An 18,809-nucleotide genomic window follows, 5' to 3' on the forward strand; every position below is an offset into this window, starting at 1 on the left:
GAGAAAACAAGCGCGCTGTTCAGGGAAGAAAACGCGCGGTCGCAGTCACGGGCCAAGGACCGGAAAGCTGCCAATCATGGGTTATTCGAGCAAAATCGAAACGGCGCGACGCGATCGGGCGATCCGCGGCAAGCAAGCTGATTGTCGTTTTTCGCGCTCGGGCGGAATGCTTGACGCGCGGAGCTGGGCCATTTTGCCGTGGGCGATACTGGAGATATCGTCGCCTGCGACCCAGACAGACTTCGACCGCGTACAGAAGCCCCCACCTGGCTCGGCGCCCCGAGACGTTTCAATAAAGCCCGACTCAAATAATTAATTGGCGCGCAAGGCGTCGACAGCACCCATGGCGGCGAGATCCCACCGGATCTGGAACGGTTCGGTGCCCCTGAAGGCACCGACATGCACATGCGGGTTGCGTGCGACGCCATTATTGCCGTCGACGGCCACCACATCGCCTGCTTTCACGTGGTCACCGGCCTTGACCCGAATATCCTGCACATGGGCGTAGACAACCTCCACCCCATCCTGTCGTCTGAACAGGATCATGCTTGCAGGCGGTTTGCCCATGCTCCCCGGCACATTGACCACCGGATTGACATGGACGTAGACCACAACCGCGTCAAAAGGCGCGTGGACTGACGCCTTCCAGCCATACCAGTCCTCGTTTTTTTCTCCTGAGCCTCTGTAGAGCTGGTTGAACCCTGCGGCATCCGAGGCGCCGCCGACAATCATGCAATCCGTACCGAGCGCATCACCGGCGGTTACAAGCTGGCCCAGTGGGTGCTCCCCGCAGACGAAGGGTTTGTCGAAAAGCGGTGCCAGCGTGACCTGATGAATAACCTTCGATTCAGGCACCATCTCTTCCAGACCGGGCGGCAGGTTCATGGCCTTGAGCTTCTCATGATAGGCGCGCAGCAATGCGGTGCTGGGCGTTGCCGACGCCTGAAAACCGCCCCCCATCAGGGACAGGAGAACAAGAAGCGCCATTTTCCGAGCTGAATTCATGAAGCACACCCTTTTTACAACGACTGCATCGATAGAAGGCACTCGCGCCATGAAGGGGCTTTCCGGCGAGTCCAGCCACCTTCCGGGCCGGTCATCATGCCTGCCAGGATGACATAATGTGAGAGTCTGGACGAACAGGGTGCGTTCACGTTCTCTTGGGGTAAAACGGCATCTCCCCGCTCGGAACGCCCGGCCCCAGACGTATCGAAGGTTTCATGTCCTCACTCAGCCTGTTCGCCATTCTGCTGACGCTTTGCACTATCTGCGGCATTCTCAATTACAAGCTGCTGCGGCTGCCCATGACGATCGGTATCCTGCTGATCGCTCTGGTCGGATCGCTTGTGGTGAAGGGGCTCGACCTCGCCCTGCCAAGCGTCGATCTGCACACCTTGCCGATGAACCTTCTGGCCTCGGCAGACCTGCCCGGCAATCTGCTCGACGGGGCGTTGTCGTTTCTGCTTTTTGCCGGTGCGTTGCAGGTCAATACACGCGAGCTGATGGCGCGAAAATTCTCGGTTCTCTTCCTTGCCATCGTAGGGACCATTCTCGCCGTCTTCCTGCTCGGTGGCGCCATGTACTGGGTGATGGTCGCTGTCGGTCTGCCGATTCCCTTCCTATGGTGCGTCGTGCTGGGCGCCATTCTCGCGCCAACCGATCCGGTCTCGGTGGTGGGCATGCTTCGCCGCCTCGGCCTGCCGGGGCCCATACAGGCCATTTTCGCAGGGGAAAGCCTGTTCAATGACGGTGTCAGCATCGTCATCTTCGGCCTTGCCATGACACTTGTGACCGGGGAAGCCCACCACCTTACGCTGTTCGACGCGCTTGAAGCATTCGGTCTCGAGGCCATCGGCGGCAGCGCCCTGGGTTTTGTGGCCGGCATGATCGGGCTTCTCTGCTTTCGTGCGGCACGGGACAGCCATCTTCAGCTTCTGGTCTCGCTCAGCCTTGCGGCAGGCACGTTCAGCCTGGCCCATGCGCTGGGTATGTCCGGGCCGATCGCTGTCGTGGTGGCGGGACTCTGCCTCGGCAGCGAACGTGCCAAAAGCAGCATGGACGATCATGCCCGCGAGGAACTCAACAGCTTCTGGACGCTGGTCGATGAGGTTCTGAACGCGCTGCTTTTCCTGATGATCGGCTTCGAGGTGCTGGCTACCATTCCGGGAATGCATGCTTTGTGGGCCCTGCTTCTGGGAATTCCGCTCTCGATTGCTGCCCGTGCGCTGAGTGTGTTTCTCGCAATCCTGCCGATCCATCTCTATGGCGAGGATCGAGGCCGTATGCTGGCGGTGCTGACCTGGGGCGGGCTGCGCGGCGGCATTTCGCTTTCGCTCGCCCTGACCCTGCCACCAGGGCCGATGAAGGATATTCTGGCGCCTATCTGCTACGGGATCGTGGTATTCACCATTCTGGTTCAGGGCCTGACCATGGAGCGCGTGGCGCTGCATTTCTACCCCAAGAGCAAATAGCCTTTACTCTGCCTGTGCCATGGGCAGGTTCGGCACACCTCGAAATCCGACGCGCGGCACCCAGAGCCGCGCGCCCCGCCACGAGCGATCGGAGACAATCTTGAGGCGGTTACCCTGCACCCGAAGCAGGACAGCGCCGTCGCGCCAGACCGTGAAACGATCAATGAACCCGCCAGCGCGACAGTCCTCAGGCAGGGGAACAGCGCTGACGATAAAGCCCCTCTGCTGACACGCCGCAGCCCGACTTTCTGACGAGGGCAAGGCAAACCACAGTGAAACAGACAGGGGGAGCGCCAAGGTACAGCCGCTCGCCGTACAGGCAGGGCTTGCGGAAGACATCATGACAGGCAGGGGCCAGGCGCGTTGCCACGCCTCCAGAACGCGGTTTGCGAGCCCGTTATGCGGCCCCGCAACCCAGTGACCGTCTTGCTGGAAGGCGATTACACCCGCATCTGGAGACACCAGTACCAGAGGGCTTTCGCCAAGCACAGGCGACACCACGCCAAGCATCAAAAGGGGCAGAAACCCGAAACGTGCACGCCCCCGCCAGAGACAGAACCCTGCCAGCCCGGCCATATAGAGCGCCAGACCTTCCCAGCCCATATGCGGGACAGGCACATGGGCCAGCGGGAAAGAGGCCACGCATTCAGCCAGCGACGAAATAAGCCCGATCCCCTGCCCCATGACCCAGAGCGGCGGCCCGGACAGGCCGAACGGCATCAGCAGCAAGGCAAGAAGCCCCGCAGGCATGACGCAGAATGCCGCAACCGGCACGGCAACGAGATTGGCCAGAATGAACCAGGGCTGAAAACTGCCAAATCCCGCCATGACCAGAGGCAGCGTCGCCCCCCCGGCCAGCGCACTTGTGAGAGACAGCAAGGCGAGATGATGCCCCGGCCCGTTTTTCTTTCCCTGTTCGGCGCGCCTGACGAAATGCGGACGCAGCGCCTCATAACCGGCGATCAAGGCCATGACGGCCGCAAACGACATCTGAAAAGACAGATCCAGTACCAGCACGGGAGACGCCATGAGCAGCACAAGCGCCACGAGCGCCAGAGACCGCATCGACAGCACACGCCGCCCCGTCAGAAGGGCCAGTGTCGCCAGCCCTGCCATGCCAAGACTGCGCAAGGCCGGGAGATGGAAGCCCGTGAGCGCGACATAGATCAGCCCTGAGGCCAGGGCCGTGAGAGCCGCGATCTCACGACAGGGCAGACGCAGACCCAGCCATGGCCAGAGCACCAGCGCCTGTCTCGTCATGACGAACACCGCTCCCATGACCAGCCCAAGATGCAATCCGGCAACGGCAAGAATATGGGCAAGGCCCGACGCAGCATAAGCGTCGCGGGTCTTCTGGCTGATTCCCTCGCCATGACCGGCCAGCAGGGTCGACGCAATGGCGGCGCGCTGACCTGAAAGATGCGTGGCGATTACCGCCGCAATATGTAGACGCCATCGCCCAAGCGCATGACCCTGCGGAGCCTGCACAATATCAGGCACACCAAGAACGCGCCCTGTTCCGGCCAGACCATCGAACCAGCCCTCCATCTGGCGATCCCGACCACCGGGAAAATCGGGCCAGTCAGGCGGCCGCAACACAGCATTCAGCCGCACCACCATTCCCGGTGCGTAATTCTGTTCATCATGGGTAAAGAGCAGCAGATCGCGTTTCAGCGGAGCCATGCCGATATCGACCCCGGTTTCGAAAACGGCCTGACTGAGCCGCAGGCGTTGAACAACATGCCCCTCCTCGCCATGGCTTGAAACATCGGCAATCACGCCATGCATCGTCACGGCGATCGACGGCAAGGCAGGCATGGGAGGCTGGCGCCAGGCCTGACCACGTGCCGCCAGAAACCCGAGGCTGACCAGCAGCACGACGAAGCCCAGCCCGCGAGCGGTCAGACGCCGCCAGCCGGATATCAGAAGCATCAACCCCGAAAAGCCGCAGAGGCTCGCCCGACCGTAACCGGGCTCATGGAGGGGAAGAAAATAGAGCAGGCTCCCGATAGCCCAGGCAACGGGAAGCCAGGCGACCAGGGCACGTCCCTGCCCGAGCAAGCAGGATTCCACAAAGGCTGCGAGCCGTGCGGGAATCATGGGGCTTCTTCCCGCCTCCCGTCAGAAGGCGTTTGCCCTCTGGAGTCCCCCGACCCGGGATTGTCAGGGGGCGGAGGGAACATGATCCTGGTAGCGCTCCCAGTGTTTGACCAGCTCCGCTACGACAGGGGCTCCAGCGCGCTCGTTATTGTCGAAGGCCATGATCTGGCCGGGCCCCTCATCACCCATGGACTGGGTGAGCGACACGCCCGGTGGCGGCAGGGAGGGATTCGAACCGGAGCGCAGCACCATGATGCGGTCTGGCGCCACATACCCCCATTGGGCCAGAAGGCGCATTTCCTTCTGGTTGGTCTGGCTTTCTTCATTGGTCATGACGAACACGCCCTGATCTTTCGTCCAGAGCTTCACCCAGTCCTGCGCCCATTTATTGCGGGCCTCGCCATGCCAGTAGCGCAACGCCCCCAATGTCTCACCCATGAGAATCATGGGCGGTTTGCTGGCAGGAGAACCTGCTGGCCACGCCTTGCGCCGCCGGGCGATCTCGGGATCATCGGCCAGTTTGACACCCTTGCTCAGATCATAGGCCCAGCGGGCCAGCCCCTGATTGAGCGGATAAGCCTTGGTCAGCTGTGCCACATCGGTGACCGAGCCATAATGATTGGCATCCTTCGGCAGCGTATTGGGGCGCTCTGCGCCGATTGCGTATAGCCCGTAAGGCCAGTCGGCAGGAATCGACCGGTCATCGAGCTCACGCAGGGCATCGCCATCCACCACCCAGCGCGCCCAGGCCACGCTGCCGACAGACGCCACATTAGGATTGACGCCAGAGATACCGGTGAAGATCCAGTAGGTCTTTTTCAGATCGAATGCCGGGTCGAGTGCCAGTGCCATCAGCTCCGATGCCCCGGACCGCAGAACGAGCCCGTAAACTCCCTGCGCATTGCGTCGCAGAATCGGCTCCTTCACGCCACGCACGGCCACGGGTTCGGTCAGATGCTCGCGCTCGACCCAGTCCTGATATTCACCCGGCGCATCGCCCGTATCGGCACCGTTTTCCCACCCTGCGACAATAATCACTCTGGGTGAGACACGCTCTTGAGCCATAGCAGGCATTACGCCCCCCAGACAGAGCGCGACAGAAGCAAGAAGCATATGGGAAAAAGGGCTTTTCATATCGATATCGTGACATCGAATACTGCGCCATGCAAACCCCCGACAGACACACTCCCGATGGGGCGGGGCCTTCTGCCAGCATAAGGGGCGACGCCTCACAAGCCAGCCGACCAGAACCCGCGATCGCTGTGGGCCGCTTCCCCCGCGAGGGGCACGCGCCTTTCCCCCCATCTCACAGGTTCCCAAAGAGGCAGGCGACAGGGCACGAGCGGCTTCTCAACAAAGCGCGCTCCGGTAGTGTGCTGGCCTCAATCATGCTATGCAGCCGCCATGACCGTTCGCACACGCTTTGCCCCCTCTCCCACCGGCTTGCTGCATATCGGCAATGCCCGTGCGGCCCTGTTCAATTTCCTCTTCGCCCGCCACCATGGCGGGCAATTCCTGCTCAGAATCGAGGATACGGATCGCGAGCGCTCCACGCAGCGCGCAGTCGATGTGATCTTCGAAGGCCTGGCCTGGATGGGAATCACGGCGGATGAGGAACCCGTGTTCCAGTCCACGCGACAGGGGCGCCACACGGAAGTGGCTCAGGAATTGCTGGCAAAGGGCCTGGCCTATCGCTGCTATTGCACCGCCGATGAGCTGAAGCAGATGCGAGAAGACGCCATCGCGAATGGCCAGCCGCCCCGCTATAACGGCATGTGGCGCGATCGCGACCCGTCCGAAGCCCCTGAAGGCGCGCCTTTTGCTGTGCGCCTCAAGGCCCCGCGCGACGGCGAGACTGTCATCAACGATCTGGTTCAGGGCGAGGTCCGCGTGGCCAATGCCGAAATGGACGATCTGATCATCCTGCGCTCGGATGGCACACCGACCTATCTCCATGCCGTGGTCTGCGATGACCATGATATGGCCATCACCCATGTCATTCGCGGTGACGACCATCTGACGAACACCTTCCGTCAGGCGATGATCTATCGTGCCATGGGCTGGGATCTGCCGCATTTCGCCCATCTGCCGCTCATCCATGGCCCTGATGGCGCCAAGCTCTCCAAGCGTCACGGTGCCCAGTCGGTGGTGGAATTCCGCGATGAGGGTTTCCTCCCCGAAGCTCTGTGCAATTACCTGCTGCGTCTGGGCTGGGGTCATGGTGATGCCGAGATCCTGAACCGCGAAGAACAGATCCGCCTGTTCGATCTGGATGGCGTAGGCCGCTCGCCTTCGCGCATGGATTACGTCAAGCTGACCCATCTCAATGGCGTCTATATGCGCGAGGCCGATGATGCCCGCCTGACGAATGACGTGATCGAGCGCCTGAAGGAGCGCGAGGATGTCACAGTCGATGACACCCTGCACGCCCGCGTGCTGACGCTGATGCCGGGCCTCAAGGAACGCGCCAAGATGCTGACCGAACTGGCAGACAGCGCAGCGTTTCTGGGGCGCTCCCTGCCCTTCACCTATGACGCCAAGGCACAGAAGCAGCTTTCGGAAGAGGGCAAGGATGTGCTGCGCGGCGTCGCTCAGGCGCTCGCTCTGGTCGAGCCTTTCGAGGCTGCTGCCATCGACGGGGCGCTTCGCGCATTTGCCGAAAGCAAGGCCATCAAGCTCGGTCAGGTTGCGCAGCCCCTGCGCGCCGCCATGACCGGCAGCACGGTCTCGCCCGGCATCGATTTCACCTTGCAAGCCCTTGGCCGGGACGAGGTTCTGGCCCGTATAGGAGCCGCGATCGCGCATGGCTGACCCGCTCGCCCGAAAGCACCATCTGCTCGGCCTCGAAGGCATGAGCGCCGAAGAGATCACGCCTTTTCTCGATCTCGCGGCGAATTATGCCCTGCTGAGCCGCTCGCGCACCGCGCCCCGTGATGCGCTGCGCGGCCGCACCGTGATCAACATGTTCTTCGAGGACAGCACCCGCACCCGCACCAGCTTCGAGCTGGCGGGCAAGCGTCTCGGGGCCGATGTCATCAACATGACGGTGGCCACGTCTTCGGTAAACAAGGGCGAGACGCTTCTCGACACGGCCGCCACGCTGAATGCCATGCGCTGCGATCTGCTGGTGGTGCGGCATGCCCAGTCGGGGGCTCCGGCCCTTCTGGCGCAGAAGGTCGAGGCCAGCGTCGTCAATGCCGGTGACGGGATGCATGAACATCCGACACAGGCCCTGCTGGATGCGCTTACCATCAAGCGCCATCTCGGCACGTTGAACGGCCTCACTGTCGCCATCTGCGGCGATATCGGCCATAGCCGGGTGGCGCGCTCCAACATCCATCTTCTGACCGCCATGGGCAGCAAGGTGCGTCTCGTCGGGCCGCCAACCCTGGTGCCTGCCGCCATGGCCTCCCTCGGGGCCGTGTCGATCCATCATGATATGGAAAGCGGGCTGCGCGACGCCGATGTGGTGATGACCCTGCGTCTGCAACGCGAGCGCATGGGCGCCGGTCTGGTGCCGAGCGCGCGCGAGTTCTTCCGCTTCTATGGCGTTGACAGCCGTCGCCTTGCCTTGGCCAAGCCGGGCGCGCTGGTGATGCACCCCGGACCGATGAATCGTGGCGTCGAGATTGCATCGGACGTGGCAGATTCGGTGCAGAGCGTCATTCAGGAACAGGTGGAGATGGGCGTTGCCGTGCGCATGGCCGTTCTCGACCGACTTTCACGCATGCGGACAGCGTCATGACCGATCTTGTTTTTGAAAATGTTCGTCTGATCGACCCCGAAACCGGCACGGACACCTCCGGCCGCCTTCTGGTCAGAGAGGGCCGCATTGCCGGTCAGGACAAGGCGGGCGCCGAGGGCAAGCCTGAAAACGCCGAGATCATTGACGGCAAGGGCGCCGTTCTTTCTCCGGGCCTCGTCGATATGCGTGTGGCGATCGGTGAGCCGGGCTTCGAATATCGCGAAACCATCGCCTCATGCGCCCGTGCCGCTGTTTCGGGCGGCGTGACCACGCTGGCTGCCCTGCCGAACTCCAAACCGGCCATCGACGAGCCTGCGCTGGTGCGCCTGCTGCGTGGCCGTGGCGAAGAGACGGGTCTGGTCAGCATCCTGCCCTATGGCGCGCTGACCAAGGGCTGCAATGGCGAAGAAATGGCGGAACTCGGCATGCTGCGCGAAGCGGGCGCCGTGGCTTTCACGGATGGCATTCATGCCATTGCCGACACCAAGCGCATGCGCCAGCTTCTGGCCTATGCCAAGGGTATTGATGCCCTTGTGGTGCAGCATCCCGAAGATCCGTCACTCGCCAAGGGGGGCACGGCTACGGCTGGCGCGCTCGCGACACGCATGGGGCTGGCCCAGATTCCGGCAGCGGCCGAGGCTATCCTGATCGCTCGTGATATCCGCCTTGCCGAAATGACCGGCGCCCGTCTGCATTTCGGTCATGTCTCGACGGGTGAGGGTCTGGCCCTGATCCGCCAGGCCAAGGCGCGCGGTCTGTCAATCACCTGCGATACGGCACCCCCCTATTTCGCGCTCAATGAAGACGCGATCGGCGCGTTTCGTACCTATGCCAAGCTCTCGCCGCCCCTACGTGCGGAAGAAGATCGCCTTGCCGTCTGTGCGGCACTGGCCGATGGCACGATAGATGCCATCGCGTCGGATCACGCACCATGGGACGCCGATGACAAGCGCCTGCCTTTTGCTCAGGCCAGCGCGGGCGGCACGGGCCTGACCACGCTTCTCGGTGTCGGGCTCTCTCTCGTGCATGAGGGGACACTGACCCTGCCCCAACTGATCACCCTGATGACGCGCAACCCGGCGCAGCTGCTTGGCAGCGATGCTGGCACCCTGCGTGACGGCGCCAGCGCCGATCTGTGCCTGTTCGACCCCGAGGCCGAATGGGTGGTCGAGGCTGGCAGCCAGCCGGGCCGCGCCCAGAATACCCCGTTCGACGGACGCAGCCTCAAGGGCCGTGTTCTCGGCACCTGGAAAGCCGGACGGCATGTCTATGGCGGGGAGGTAGCATGATCCACACGCTGCTGACGCCGCCTTTTCTGCTCTGTGCCGGGCTGGCCTATCTGATTGGCAGTATCCCGTTTGGCCTTCTGATCAGCCATCTCGGCGGAGCGGGAGACATCCGTAAAATCGGGTCAGGCAATATCGGCGCCACCAACGTTCTGCGTACCGGACGCAAGGGTCTGGCTGCGGCCACGCTGCTGCTCGACGCGCTCAAGGGCGCACTTGCCGTTCTGATGGTGCAGCTCCTGCTTGATGCCGATCTGCAAACCGGCATGGCGATTGCCGGTGTAAGCGTCGTGATTGGCCACTGCTTTCCGGTCTGGCTGAAGTTTCGTGGCGGCAAGGGCGTCGCGACCGGACTGGGCGTGTTTTTTGCCCTGTGCTGGCCGGTAGGCATTGCCTGCTGCATCGTCTGGCTTGCCGTGGCCAAGCTCTCACGCATCTCTTCTGCCGGGGCGCTCGCAGCCTTTGCGGTAGCACCTTTTCTGATGCCGCCGCTCAGTGAGCAGCCTCTGCATAGCCCTCTGCCCATTGCCACGCTGATTCTGACGCTCATCATCCTGCTGCGTCATACCAGTAATATACGACGCCTGATCCTGGGTCGCGAATCGCGGATCAACATCGATCCGCCCCCGCAGAAAAAGCGGGAAATCTGACGGCCAATGACGCCCTCTCCCTCAGGCAACGAACGCATCGACATGGTGCGTCTCGCACGTACTGACGGGATTGGTCCGGTCAATTTCAGACGCCTTCTGAACGAGCACGGCTCGGCTGGCGTCGCCATCGACGCCCTGCCGGAGCGTGCGCGCAAGGCGGGGCGACGGGGTGGCGTCAGCATTCCCTCACGCGAATCGGTTCAGGAAGAACAGGCCGCGCTCGAACGGCTCGGCGGTCGGATGATGGTGATCGGCGACGCCGATTATCCCCCCCTTCTGGCACGGATTCCCGATGCCCCGCCCGTGCTGAACATATGGGGCAGGGCCGAGCTTCTGTGCGGACGCACCATAGGGATCGTTGGCGCCCGCAATGCCTCTGCCGGGGGGCTGCGCATTGCCGAGAGTCTGAGCGGCGCGCTCGCGCTTGAGGGCTGTGTCATTGTGTCCGGCCTCGCCCGGGGCATCGATTCCGTGGCACATAGGGCGGCACTGCATCCCGGCATGACCATCGGGGCGGCCGCAGGGGGCCTCGACTGTTTCTATCCACCGGAAAACGAAGGTCTCTACCGCGCGGTGGCCGAACGCGGCTGCATCGTGACAGAGGCCCCACTTGGCACCGTCCCCCAGGCCAGTCACTTTCCACGGCGCAACAGGCTGATCGCCGGGCTCTCGCTCGGCGTCATTCTGGTGGAGGCCGCCCTGCGCTCGGGCACATTGATTACCGCACGCCTTGCCCTCGATTATGGCCGCGACGTGTTTGCCGTGCCTGCCTCGCCGCTCGACCCGCGCTCTCGCGGTGGCAATGATCTGCTGCGACAAGGCGCGATTCTGACGGAAACGGCGCAGGACGTACTCAGCCAGATCGGTAGCGGCAGTGACTCGCTCAAGACTCCCGAATGGACCGGGCTGCCGGGGTTTTCAGAGCCTGACCAGCCTGACTTTGCCCCTGCGCCGACACCTGAGGAGGTGCGTGAAACGCTGCGCGATCTCCTTTCTCCGACACCAGTGGCAGTTGACGATATCGTGGCGCGCTGCCAGTTCTCGGTATCCATGGTGCTGTCCGCCCTGTCAGAACTCGAACTTGGCGGCATAGCGACCTTCCTTCCCGGGGGTCAGGTTGTGCTGTCAGCCTGATTCGCCGGTTCCGAGCAGGCCGGAGCGGTTCTGGAGTAGAGATGACTGATGTCGTAGTGGTCGAAAGCCCGGCGAAGGCAAAGACCATCAACAAATATCTGGGCGATAATTTTATCGTTCTGGCATCCTTCGGCCATGTCCGCGACCTGCCGCCCAAGGACGGCAGCGTGCGACCTGACGAGAATTTCGCCATGGACTGGCAGACCGATGAGCGCGGCGCCAAGCAGATCGCGACCATCGCCAAGGCCGTCAAGAACGCCGATACGCTCTATCTCGCCACTGACCCGGATCGCGAAGGCGAAGCCATCTCCTGGCATGTCCGTGCGGCGCTCGAAGAGAAGAACCTGCTGCGCGGCAAGAACGTGCAGCGCGTCACCTTCAACGAAATCACCAAATCAGCTGTGCAGACGGCCATGGCGAACCCGCGTGCGCTCGATCAACCTCTGATCGATGCCTATATGGCCCGACGCGCGCTCGATTATCTGGTCGGGTTCACGCTTTCACCCGTGCTTTGGCGCAAGCTGCCCGGCAGCCGCAGTGCCGGTCGCGTGCAATCTGTGGCGCTGCGACTGATCTGCGAGCGTGAAGCCGAGATCGAAGTCTTTAAGAGCCGGGAATACTGGTCGATCACCGGCGCCTTCGCCACGCCACGCAATGCCGCCTTCTCGGCACGATTGACCCATCTCGACGGGCGCAAACTCGACCAGTTCGATCTCGATAACGCAGAAAAAGCCCATGCTGCGCGCGATCTGGTCGCCAGCAGCGCGTTTTCGGTGCGTTCGGTCGAGCGCAAGAAAGCCAAGCGTAACCCGCCAGCGCCATTCACCACCTCGACGCTTCAGCAGGAAGCCTCGCGCAAGATCGGCATGAGCGCGCAAACCACCATGCGTACCGCTCAGCAGCTTTATGAAGGTGTCGATCTGGGCGGCGAGACGGTCGGTCTCATCACCTATATGCGTACCGACGGTGTCACCATGGCCGCCGAGGCCGTGACCGCCATTCGCGCCATGATCGGCGAGAGCTATGGCGCGCCCTATCTGCCCGAAAAGCCGCGCGTCTATTCGAGCAAGGCCAAGAATGCGCAGGAAGCGCATGAGGCAATCCGGCCTACCGATGTGAGCCGCACCCCCGAATCGATGGCGCGCCATCTTTCGGGCGAGCAAATGCGTCTTTACGAACTGGTATGGAAACGCGCCGTCGCTTCGCAGATGCAATCTGCCGAACTCGACCAGGTCGTGGCCGATCTTACCGATTCGACCGGCAGGACCACGCTGCGCGCCAATGGCTCGATCATCGCTTTTGACGGCTTTCTCAAGCTCTATACCGAGGGGCGGGACGACACCAAGACCGATGACGATGAAGGCCGCGTGCTGCCCGCCATGAGCGAGGGCGAGCGCCTGACGACTCGTGGCGTCGAGGCCGACCAGCATTTCACCCAACCGCCGCCGCGCTTCTCTGAAGCAAGCCTCGTCAAGCGTATGGAAGAAATCGGTATCGGTCGCCCGTCGACCTATGCCTCGATTCTGACCGTGCTGCGCGACCGCAATTATGTGCGACTCGATGCCCGTCGCTTCATTCCAGAAGACCGGGGCCGTCTGGTGACGGCATTCCTCACCTCGTTCTTCGAGCGCTATGTCGACACCGATTTCACGGCAACGCTTGAAGAGCAGCTCGACGATATCTCGGATGGTCGCGCCGACTGGCACGATATTATGGCCGCCTTCTGGCGCGACTTCTCTGCCGCGGTCGCCCAGACCAAGGATCTGAAGATCTCGGATGTCATCGATGCACTCGATGAGGATCTCGGCTCGCATTTCTTCCCGACACGTGAAGACGGAGGCGATCCGCGCCAGTGCACGGCTTGCGGCACCGGTCGTCTGGGGCTGCGTCTGGGCAAGTTTGGCGCCTTTATCGGCTGCTCGAACTATCCGACCTGCCAGTTCACACGTCGCCTCGTGGCTGAAGACGGTGGCGAGGGCGAAACCCTGAAGGAAGGCATGAAGAGCCTTGGTCAGGACCCGGAAACAGGCGAGGAAGTGACGGTACGTCGCGGCCCCTACGGCCTGTATCTGCAGCGCGGCGAGGCCGATCCCGAGAACAAGAAGATCAAGCCCAAGCGTACCACCATCCCCAAGGGGCTGGAAGGCGACAAGCTGACGCTCGATCAGGCGCTCGGCCTGCTCTCCCTTCCGCGCAAGCTCGGGCCGCATCCTGAGACGGGCGAGATGATTGAAGCAGGGCTCGGTCGCTTTGGACCCTATGTGAAGATGGGGGCAATTTTCGGCACGCTTGACGCCGATGACGACGTGCTGACCGTCGGGCTCAATCGCGCCATCGACTCCCTGGCCAAGAAAATGGCCTCGATCCGTACCCTCGGTGCCCATCCCAAGGATGGCGCCGCTGTTCTGGTACGCAAGGGGCGCTTTGGCCCCTATGTCCAGCACGGACAGGTGGTCGCCAATCTGGCCAAGGGCCAGTCGATGGATGAGGTGACCTTTGACGACGCGCTGGCACTTCTAGCCGAAAAGGGCAAACCCCTGAAGGCCAAGGGCAAGGCCACGACGCGCAAGACCTCCACAAAGGCCGCGGCAAGCGACGACGGTGAAAAGGCAGCGCCGAAGAAAAAAGCGGCGCCCAAGGCTGCTACCGCCAAGAAACCAGCCGCAAAAAAGACTGCCGCCACGACGAAAAAAACAGCCAAGACAGAAACCGACGCCAAGCTGGCAAGGAAAACGCGCAAGGCCAAAACAACAGATGGTGAAGACGTCGGATAATTTGCGTTTTTGAAGTCACAGACCGTGGCAAAAACGTCGCTCCCCCTGTTAGGCTCCCTTTCGCGCCACTTAGTGGGTCGCTAAAGCGGAACTCGATGGGGGAAGCCATCTTCCTGATGGTCAAGGTCACTGGCTCTGAAACACGTTCCTTTCTTCCTGTCTGGCGGGTTCTCCCGACGATGCCTGGGCGCGGCTGCGGCTGTGTCCCTGTGTCTGTGCCTGGGAACGGCTGAGGCTGAAGACAGCACCGCACTCGACACAGGATTGCTGAACTCGGTTCTGTCGAGCGCTTTCCGCTTTCTGAGCCCTCGTACGCTCGAGGTTCATTCCAGCAAGACCTATAGTCTGTGGGGCCTCGATGGCCTGACAGCCATCGATCCGTCCATCACCATGGTCGAGCCGCCCCATGACCCGGCGCAGCCTGCGACATTACGGCTCTCTATCGGCCCGAAGATCATCTCGGAGTTTCGCGAGCCCGGTGAGAACGATACGCTCAACTGGGTCAAACTCATCGTATCCAGCATGGATGCCGCCTGGCATGGCTCAACCTCGCTGCGTGCCGCAGGTCGCGATGCCCTGCTTCAGAGCTTCTTCGACGAGCTGTTCAATCATCTCGATCCGTATTCGCGCTATGTCGCCCCCACCCCTGCCGGTAATGACCGGGCGAACCGGACCGGTGATCTGGCGGGCGTCGGTCTCTCGCTCGTACGCGATGGCTCTTCACTGGTCATAGGCGCCATCAACGCCAATGGCCCCGCCTGGGCCGCTGGTGCCAATATCGGCCAGAAGCTTCTGGCCGTCGATGGGCGCTCGACCCGCAATCAGGACCCTGCAACCGTCGAAACCTGGCTCAATGGCGCAGCGGGCAGCAAGGTGAAGCTGCTTCTGGCCGATCCGGGCCATCACGGCGCGATCATGCGGCTCGACCGTCAGGTGGTGCCGCCCCAGACCGTTTTTGCCAGCATGCATGATCATATCGTGGTGCTGCGTATCGCCTCGTTTTCTTCCGACACGGCCGAGGAACTCAGCCAGAACATCGACCAGGCTCTGGAAGACAAGAAGCTGGTCGGTCTGATTTTCGATCTGCGGGGCGATCGCGGCGGCGTGTTGCAGCAGGCCGTGACGGCGACGGCCCTTGTGCTGGATCAGGGCATTGCCGTCGTGACAAAGGGCCGCGATCCGAAATCGAACCATATCTGGGCAGTTCAGGGCGGCGACATGACGCATGGCCTGCCCATCGCGGCGCTGGTCGATGGCCGGACGGCGAGTGCTGCCGAAATCATGGCTGCTGCGCTGTCGGATCATCGTCGTGCCGTGGTGATCGGCAGCGCGACACTCGGTAAGGGACTGGTGCAGGCTGTCGGGCAGATGCCCGATGGCGGCGAATTATTCGTCACCTGGAGCCGTGTTCTGGCCCCCCTTGGCTGGCCGTTGCAGGGGCTGGGCGTGACACCCCAGATCTGCACCTCGCGCGGCGCGCAGGCGCTCGATCAGCAACTTAGTTCTCTCTCCCGTGGCAAGCTGCTCGATGCCGATAATGTTGTTGCCAGCCGTGCGCTGCGCTTCCCTGTCTCGGTGTCGCGTATTCTCGATATCAGACGCCACTGCCCGGCCGCACTGGGTACGGATGCCGATCTCGATACGGCAGCCCTGCTTTTGCATCGGCCCGATAGTTATCATGCGGCCATTGCTGCCATGCCCGATGATATGGACGATTCCACACCATGACCGAGGCCCGTCTCAAATCCGGCCTCTGGGCGCGCGGTCTCATGCGACTGATCGAGACACAGGGTGGCTCCGCCATGATGCTCAAGCGCGGCGATGACGATGCCGGAGCAGTCCTGATCGTTCTGACCGATCGGACCGGCAGCAGCGCCGTGTTGCGTGATTCCGCCCTGGGGGCAGGCTGGGAACGCATCCCCATGGAGACTCCAGAAGCCCTCGACACCTATCTGGAACGGCAGAAACGCTACGATCCTGATTTATGGCTGCTGGAATTCACCCTCGACGATATCGCCGCGCCTGTTGAGACTTTTCTGCCCGGCCGCAGTGAGTGAGGCTCTGTCATTCCGGCCTGGATACCCCTTTCCCGGGTTTTGCGAGTGTTGCAACCATCCCACACTCGGAGCAGGAAGAAAGAATAGCGCAACGAGGCGATTGCACCCTGACGGGAAACAGGCGTTGCACGGGGATGACAGTTCAGCGAAAAGACGGCATTCAGATCGCTGCGGACGGCTGCTCAGATGGCCTCCTCTCAGTCTGCCGCGTGAAAAGAATGGAGAAGACGATATGATGCTGGAACACCGAACGCGCGGTGAAACCGTTTGCCGCCCGTTTTCCGATGTCCGGCAGGCAGTCGGTTCGCTCTCCCGGCTTTTCCGCAAGAGCATTCCGGGCCTTACTGCGCTGAGCACTCTGTGTCTTGTGGCGGCACCCGCTCAGGCACAGGTCATCAAGGGGCTTTATGCAGCCGGATCTGGTGGCGCGAGCTTCAATCAGGACCAGACCGTGCGTCTGTCGCCGGTTTTGCCGAGTGGCCGCGACCATTATGATGCCGGTGTGACGGGCCTTGGCTCTGTCGGCTGGGGTCTGGGCAACGGCTTTCGTGTTGAAGTGGAAGGCAACTACCGCAACAACCGTCTGCAGCAGTTCAAATCGAGCTATTTCCCCTCAGCAGCCGGTGGGCGTCAGCAGCAATATGGCGTGATGGTCAATGCGCTGTTCGACATGGATGTCGGCGCCAACTGGGTCTATCCATATTTCGGTGCCGGTATCGGCTATGGCTGGCAGGCCATGAATGCCTCGGTGCGTGCGCCCGGCAACTACCTGAACCAGAAGATCGGCGGTACGGCCAGCAATTTTGCCTATCAGGGCATTTTCGGTCTGTCCTTCCCCGTACCCTTTGCTGTCGGCCTGTCGTTTACGACCGAATATCGTTTCTACACGATGCTTGGCCCGAACGGTCACTATGCAACCGGCTATGGCAGCATCGGCGGCTATGATCAGCCGCGTCCTGCAGGTGCCATGGAAGGCAATCGCGTCACACGGACCGATTTCAACCATTCGCTGCTGCTCGGCCTGCGCTACGAGTTCAACCCCGCCCCGCCGCCGCCACGCAGCGTTCCGGTCATGACGGCCCCGGCTCCGGCTCCGGCTCGCAGCTATCTGGTATTCTTCGACTGGGATCGTGCCGAACTGACCGATCGCGCCCGCGCCATCGTCGGCACAGCGGCCCAGAACTCGACCCACACGCAGCTCACGCGTATCGAGGTCAATGGCTATACCGATAACAGTGCCGCCCATCCTGGCACGCGCGGTGCAGACTACAACCTGAAGCTGTCGTCACGCCGCGCCGATGCGGTGCGCGCCGAGCTGATCCGCGATGGCGTACCGGGCGGACTGATCGTGACCAAGGGCTATGGCGAAAGCAACCCGCTGGTTCAGACGGGACCCAACACGCGCGAACCGCAGAACCGTCGCGTCGAAATCATCCTGCACTGACATGATTACGGGGAGGGCAACGCCCTCCCCGCCTGAACAGGGTTTATCTGCCCTGTCGGGCGGTCACAGAGACCGCCCCTTGCCTGCCAGAAGGCAAAAACGCTCTCAGACAAGTCCGTTGAAAAGCGATGTCGAAAGATAGCGCTCGGCAAATGACGGCACGATAGAGACGATGGTCTTGCCTGCATTTTCGTCGCGCTGCGCAAGCGCGAGGGCTGCGTGAAGCGACGCACCAGACGAAATCCCGATCGGAATACCCTCTATACGCGCGCAGCGACGCGAGGCCGCCATGGCATCACGTTCTGAAACGGCCAGAACGCCGTCAAGCAGGGACGAGTCGAGTGTATTGGGGCAGAAGCCTGGCCCGATACCCTGAATGCCATGCGGCCCCGGGTCGTCGCCGTTCAGCACAGCACTTTCCGCAGGCTCGACGCCCCAGAACTGCATCGACGGCTTGCGTGGCTTGAGCGTGCGCGCGATTCCGGTGAGCGTCCCCCCTGTCCCGACACCGGCCACAACCAGATCGACCGCGCCATCAGTATCCACCCATAATTCTTCTGCGGTTGTCAGGGCGTGGATCTCGGGATTGGCAGGGTTGTCGAACTGGCTGGGCATCCAGGCATCGGGAAGCGAGGCGACGAGTTCTTCCGCCCGCAGGATTGCGCCGGCCATACCACGCGCTGCTGGCGTGAGTTCGAGCTGGGCATCCATCAGGCGCAGCATCTTGCGACGCTCAATCGAGGCGCTTTCGGGCATGGTCACGATCAGACGATAGCCAAGCGCCGCTGAGGCGAAGGCCAGGGAGATGCCCGTATTTCCCGAAGTGGGCTCGACCAGCACGGTACGCCCCGGGGCAATTTCCCCGCGATCCTCGGCCTGCTGAATGAGCGCAAGGCCGATGCGGTCCTTGACCGAGCCGAGCGGATTGAAGAATTCGAGCTTGAGCAGCAGACGCGCCTTGAGCTTGTCAGCCTCGGCCAGCCGCGGCACGGCGACGAGAGGCGTCCCTCCGATGGTTTCGAGAATCGAATTGAAAACCCGCCCGCGTGGGGCCGCATATCGCGTTGCCAGCCCACTCTTTGCCAGCTTCTCCTGTCGGGTCGTCATGGCTTTCTCCTTCGTGCAATGAGCAAAGCGGCAAGTCCCGC

General features: G+C 62.2%; 14 protein-coding genes. 10 read left to right on the forward strand and 4 right to left on the reverse strand.

Annotated elements, in window-relative coordinates; genetic code table 11:
- Positions 1–312: 312 nt before the first annotated feature.
- Positions 313–1,005, reverse strand: coding sequence for a M23 family metallopeptidase (locus tag AA105894_RS02280; protein ID WP_267310305.1), 693 nt, complete (start codon positions 1,003–1,005; stop codon positions 313–315).
- A 215-nt stretch (positions 1,006–1,220) separates the two neighbouring features.
- On the opposite strand from AA105894_RS02280, the gene AA105894_RS02285 reads away from it, so the two are divergent.
- Positions 1,221–2,471: a cation:proton antiporter gene (locus AA105894_RS02285; protein ID WP_267310306.1), complete on the forward strand. Its 1,251-nt coding sequence runs from the start codon at positions 1,221–1,223 to the stop codon at positions 2,469–2,471.
- A 3-nt stretch (positions 2,472–2,474) separates the two neighbouring features.
- On the opposite strand, the gene AA105894_RS02290 is transcribed toward AA105894_RS02285, so the two are convergent.
- Both AA105894_RS02290 and AA105894_RS02295 read right to left on the reverse strand, forming a co-directional pair.
- Positions 2,475–4,571 carry a ComEC/Rec2 family competence protein gene (locus AA105894_RS02290; RefSeq protein WP_267310307.1) on the reverse strand — a complete coding sequence of 699 codons (2,097 nt, stop codon included), beginning with the start codon at positions 4,569–4,571 and terminating at the stop codon, positions 2,475–2,477.
- Positions 4,572–4,634: 63 nt separating this feature from the next.
- Positions 4,635–5,705 (reverse strand): purine-nucleoside phosphorylase, encoded by a 1,071-nt coding sequence (locus AA105894_RS02295; RefSeq protein WP_267310308.1) that lies wholly within the window; start codon positions 5,703–5,705, stop codon positions 4,635–4,637.
- A 270-nt stretch (positions 5,706–5,975) separates the two neighbouring features.
- Between AA105894_RS02295 and gltX the strand changes: the two genes are divergently transcribed.
- The 9 genes from gltX (at position 5,976) to AA105894_RS02340 (ending at position 17,661) form a co-directional block, all read left to right on the forward strand.
- A complete protein-coding gene (gltX, locus tag AA105894_RS02300; RefSeq protein WP_267310309.1) occupies positions 5,976–7,382 on the forward strand; it encodes a glutamate--tRNA ligase in 1,407 nt (468 codons plus the stop codon).
- Complete coding sequence (locus tag AA105894_RS02305; protein WP_267310310.1) at positions 7,375–8,316, forward strand: aspartate carbamoyltransferase catalytic subunit; 942 nt, start codon at positions 7,375–7,377, stop codon at positions 8,314–8,316. The genes gltX and AA105894_RS02305 overlap by 8 nt, the downstream gene beginning before the upstream one ends.
- Positions 8,313–9,605 carry a dihydroorotase gene (locus AA105894_RS02310; protein WP_267310311.1) on the forward strand — a complete coding sequence of 431 codons (1,293 nt, stop codon included), beginning with the start codon at positions 8,313–8,315 and terminating at the stop codon, positions 9,603–9,605. The genes AA105894_RS02305 and AA105894_RS02310 overlap by 4 nt, the downstream gene beginning before the upstream one ends.
- Entirely contained in the window at positions 9,602–10,252 is a 651-nt protein-coding gene (gene plsY, locus AA105894_RS02315; protein ID WP_267310312.1) for a glycerol-3-phosphate 1-O-acyltransferase PlsY, read from the forward strand. Before AA105894_RS02310 ends, plsY begins: the two co-directional genes overlap by 4 nt.
- Positions 10,253–10,258: 6 nt before the next feature.
- Positions 10,259–11,386 carry a DNA-processing protein DprA gene (gene dprA, locus AA105894_RS02320; protein WP_267310313.1) on the forward strand — a complete coding sequence of 376 codons (1,128 nt, stop codon included), beginning with the start codon at positions 10,259–10,261 and terminating at the stop codon, positions 11,384–11,386.
- Positions 11,387–11,427: 41 nt separating this feature from the next.
- Entirely contained in the window at positions 11,428–14,160 is a 2,733-nt protein-coding gene (gene topA / locus AA105894_RS02325; RefSeq protein ID WP_267310314.1) for a type I DNA topoisomerase, read from the forward strand.
- Positions 14,161–14,361: 201 nt separating this feature from the next.
- Positions 14,362–15,888, forward strand: a complete 1,527-nt coding sequence (locus tag AA105894_RS02330; RefSeq protein ID WP_267310315.1) for a S41 family peptidase — start codon at positions 14,362–14,364, stop codon at positions 15,886–15,888.
- On the forward strand, positions 15,885–16,217 hold the full coding sequence (locus AA105894_RS02335) for a DUF1491 family protein (protein WP_267310316.1): 333 nt from the start codon (positions 15,885–15,887) through the stop codon (positions 16,215–16,217). The genes AA105894_RS02330 and AA105894_RS02335 overlap by 4 nt, the downstream gene beginning before the upstream one ends.
- A gap of 232 nt (positions 16,218–16,449) precedes the next feature.
- A complete protein-coding gene (locus AA105894_RS02340) occupies positions 16,450–17,661 on the forward strand; it encodes an OmpA family protein (RefSeq protein ID WP_267310317.1) in 1,212 nt (403 codons plus the stop codon).
- Positions 17,662–17,766: 105 nt separating this feature from the next.
- Here AA105894_RS02340 and cysK read toward each other — a convergent pair whose 3' ends face one another.
- Positions 17,767–18,768 carry a cysteine synthase A gene (cysK, locus tag AA105894_RS02345; protein WP_267310318.1) on the reverse strand — a complete coding sequence of 334 codons (1,002 nt, stop codon included), beginning with the start codon at positions 18,766–18,768 and terminating at the stop codon, positions 17,767–17,769.
- Positions 18,769–18,809 lie beyond the last annotated feature (41 nt).

Source organism: Asaia spathodeae NBRC 105894, from assembly GCF_025994195.1.
Lineage (GTDB): Bacteria > Pseudomonadota > Alphaproteobacteria > Acetobacterales > Acetobacteraceae > Asaia > Asaia siamensis.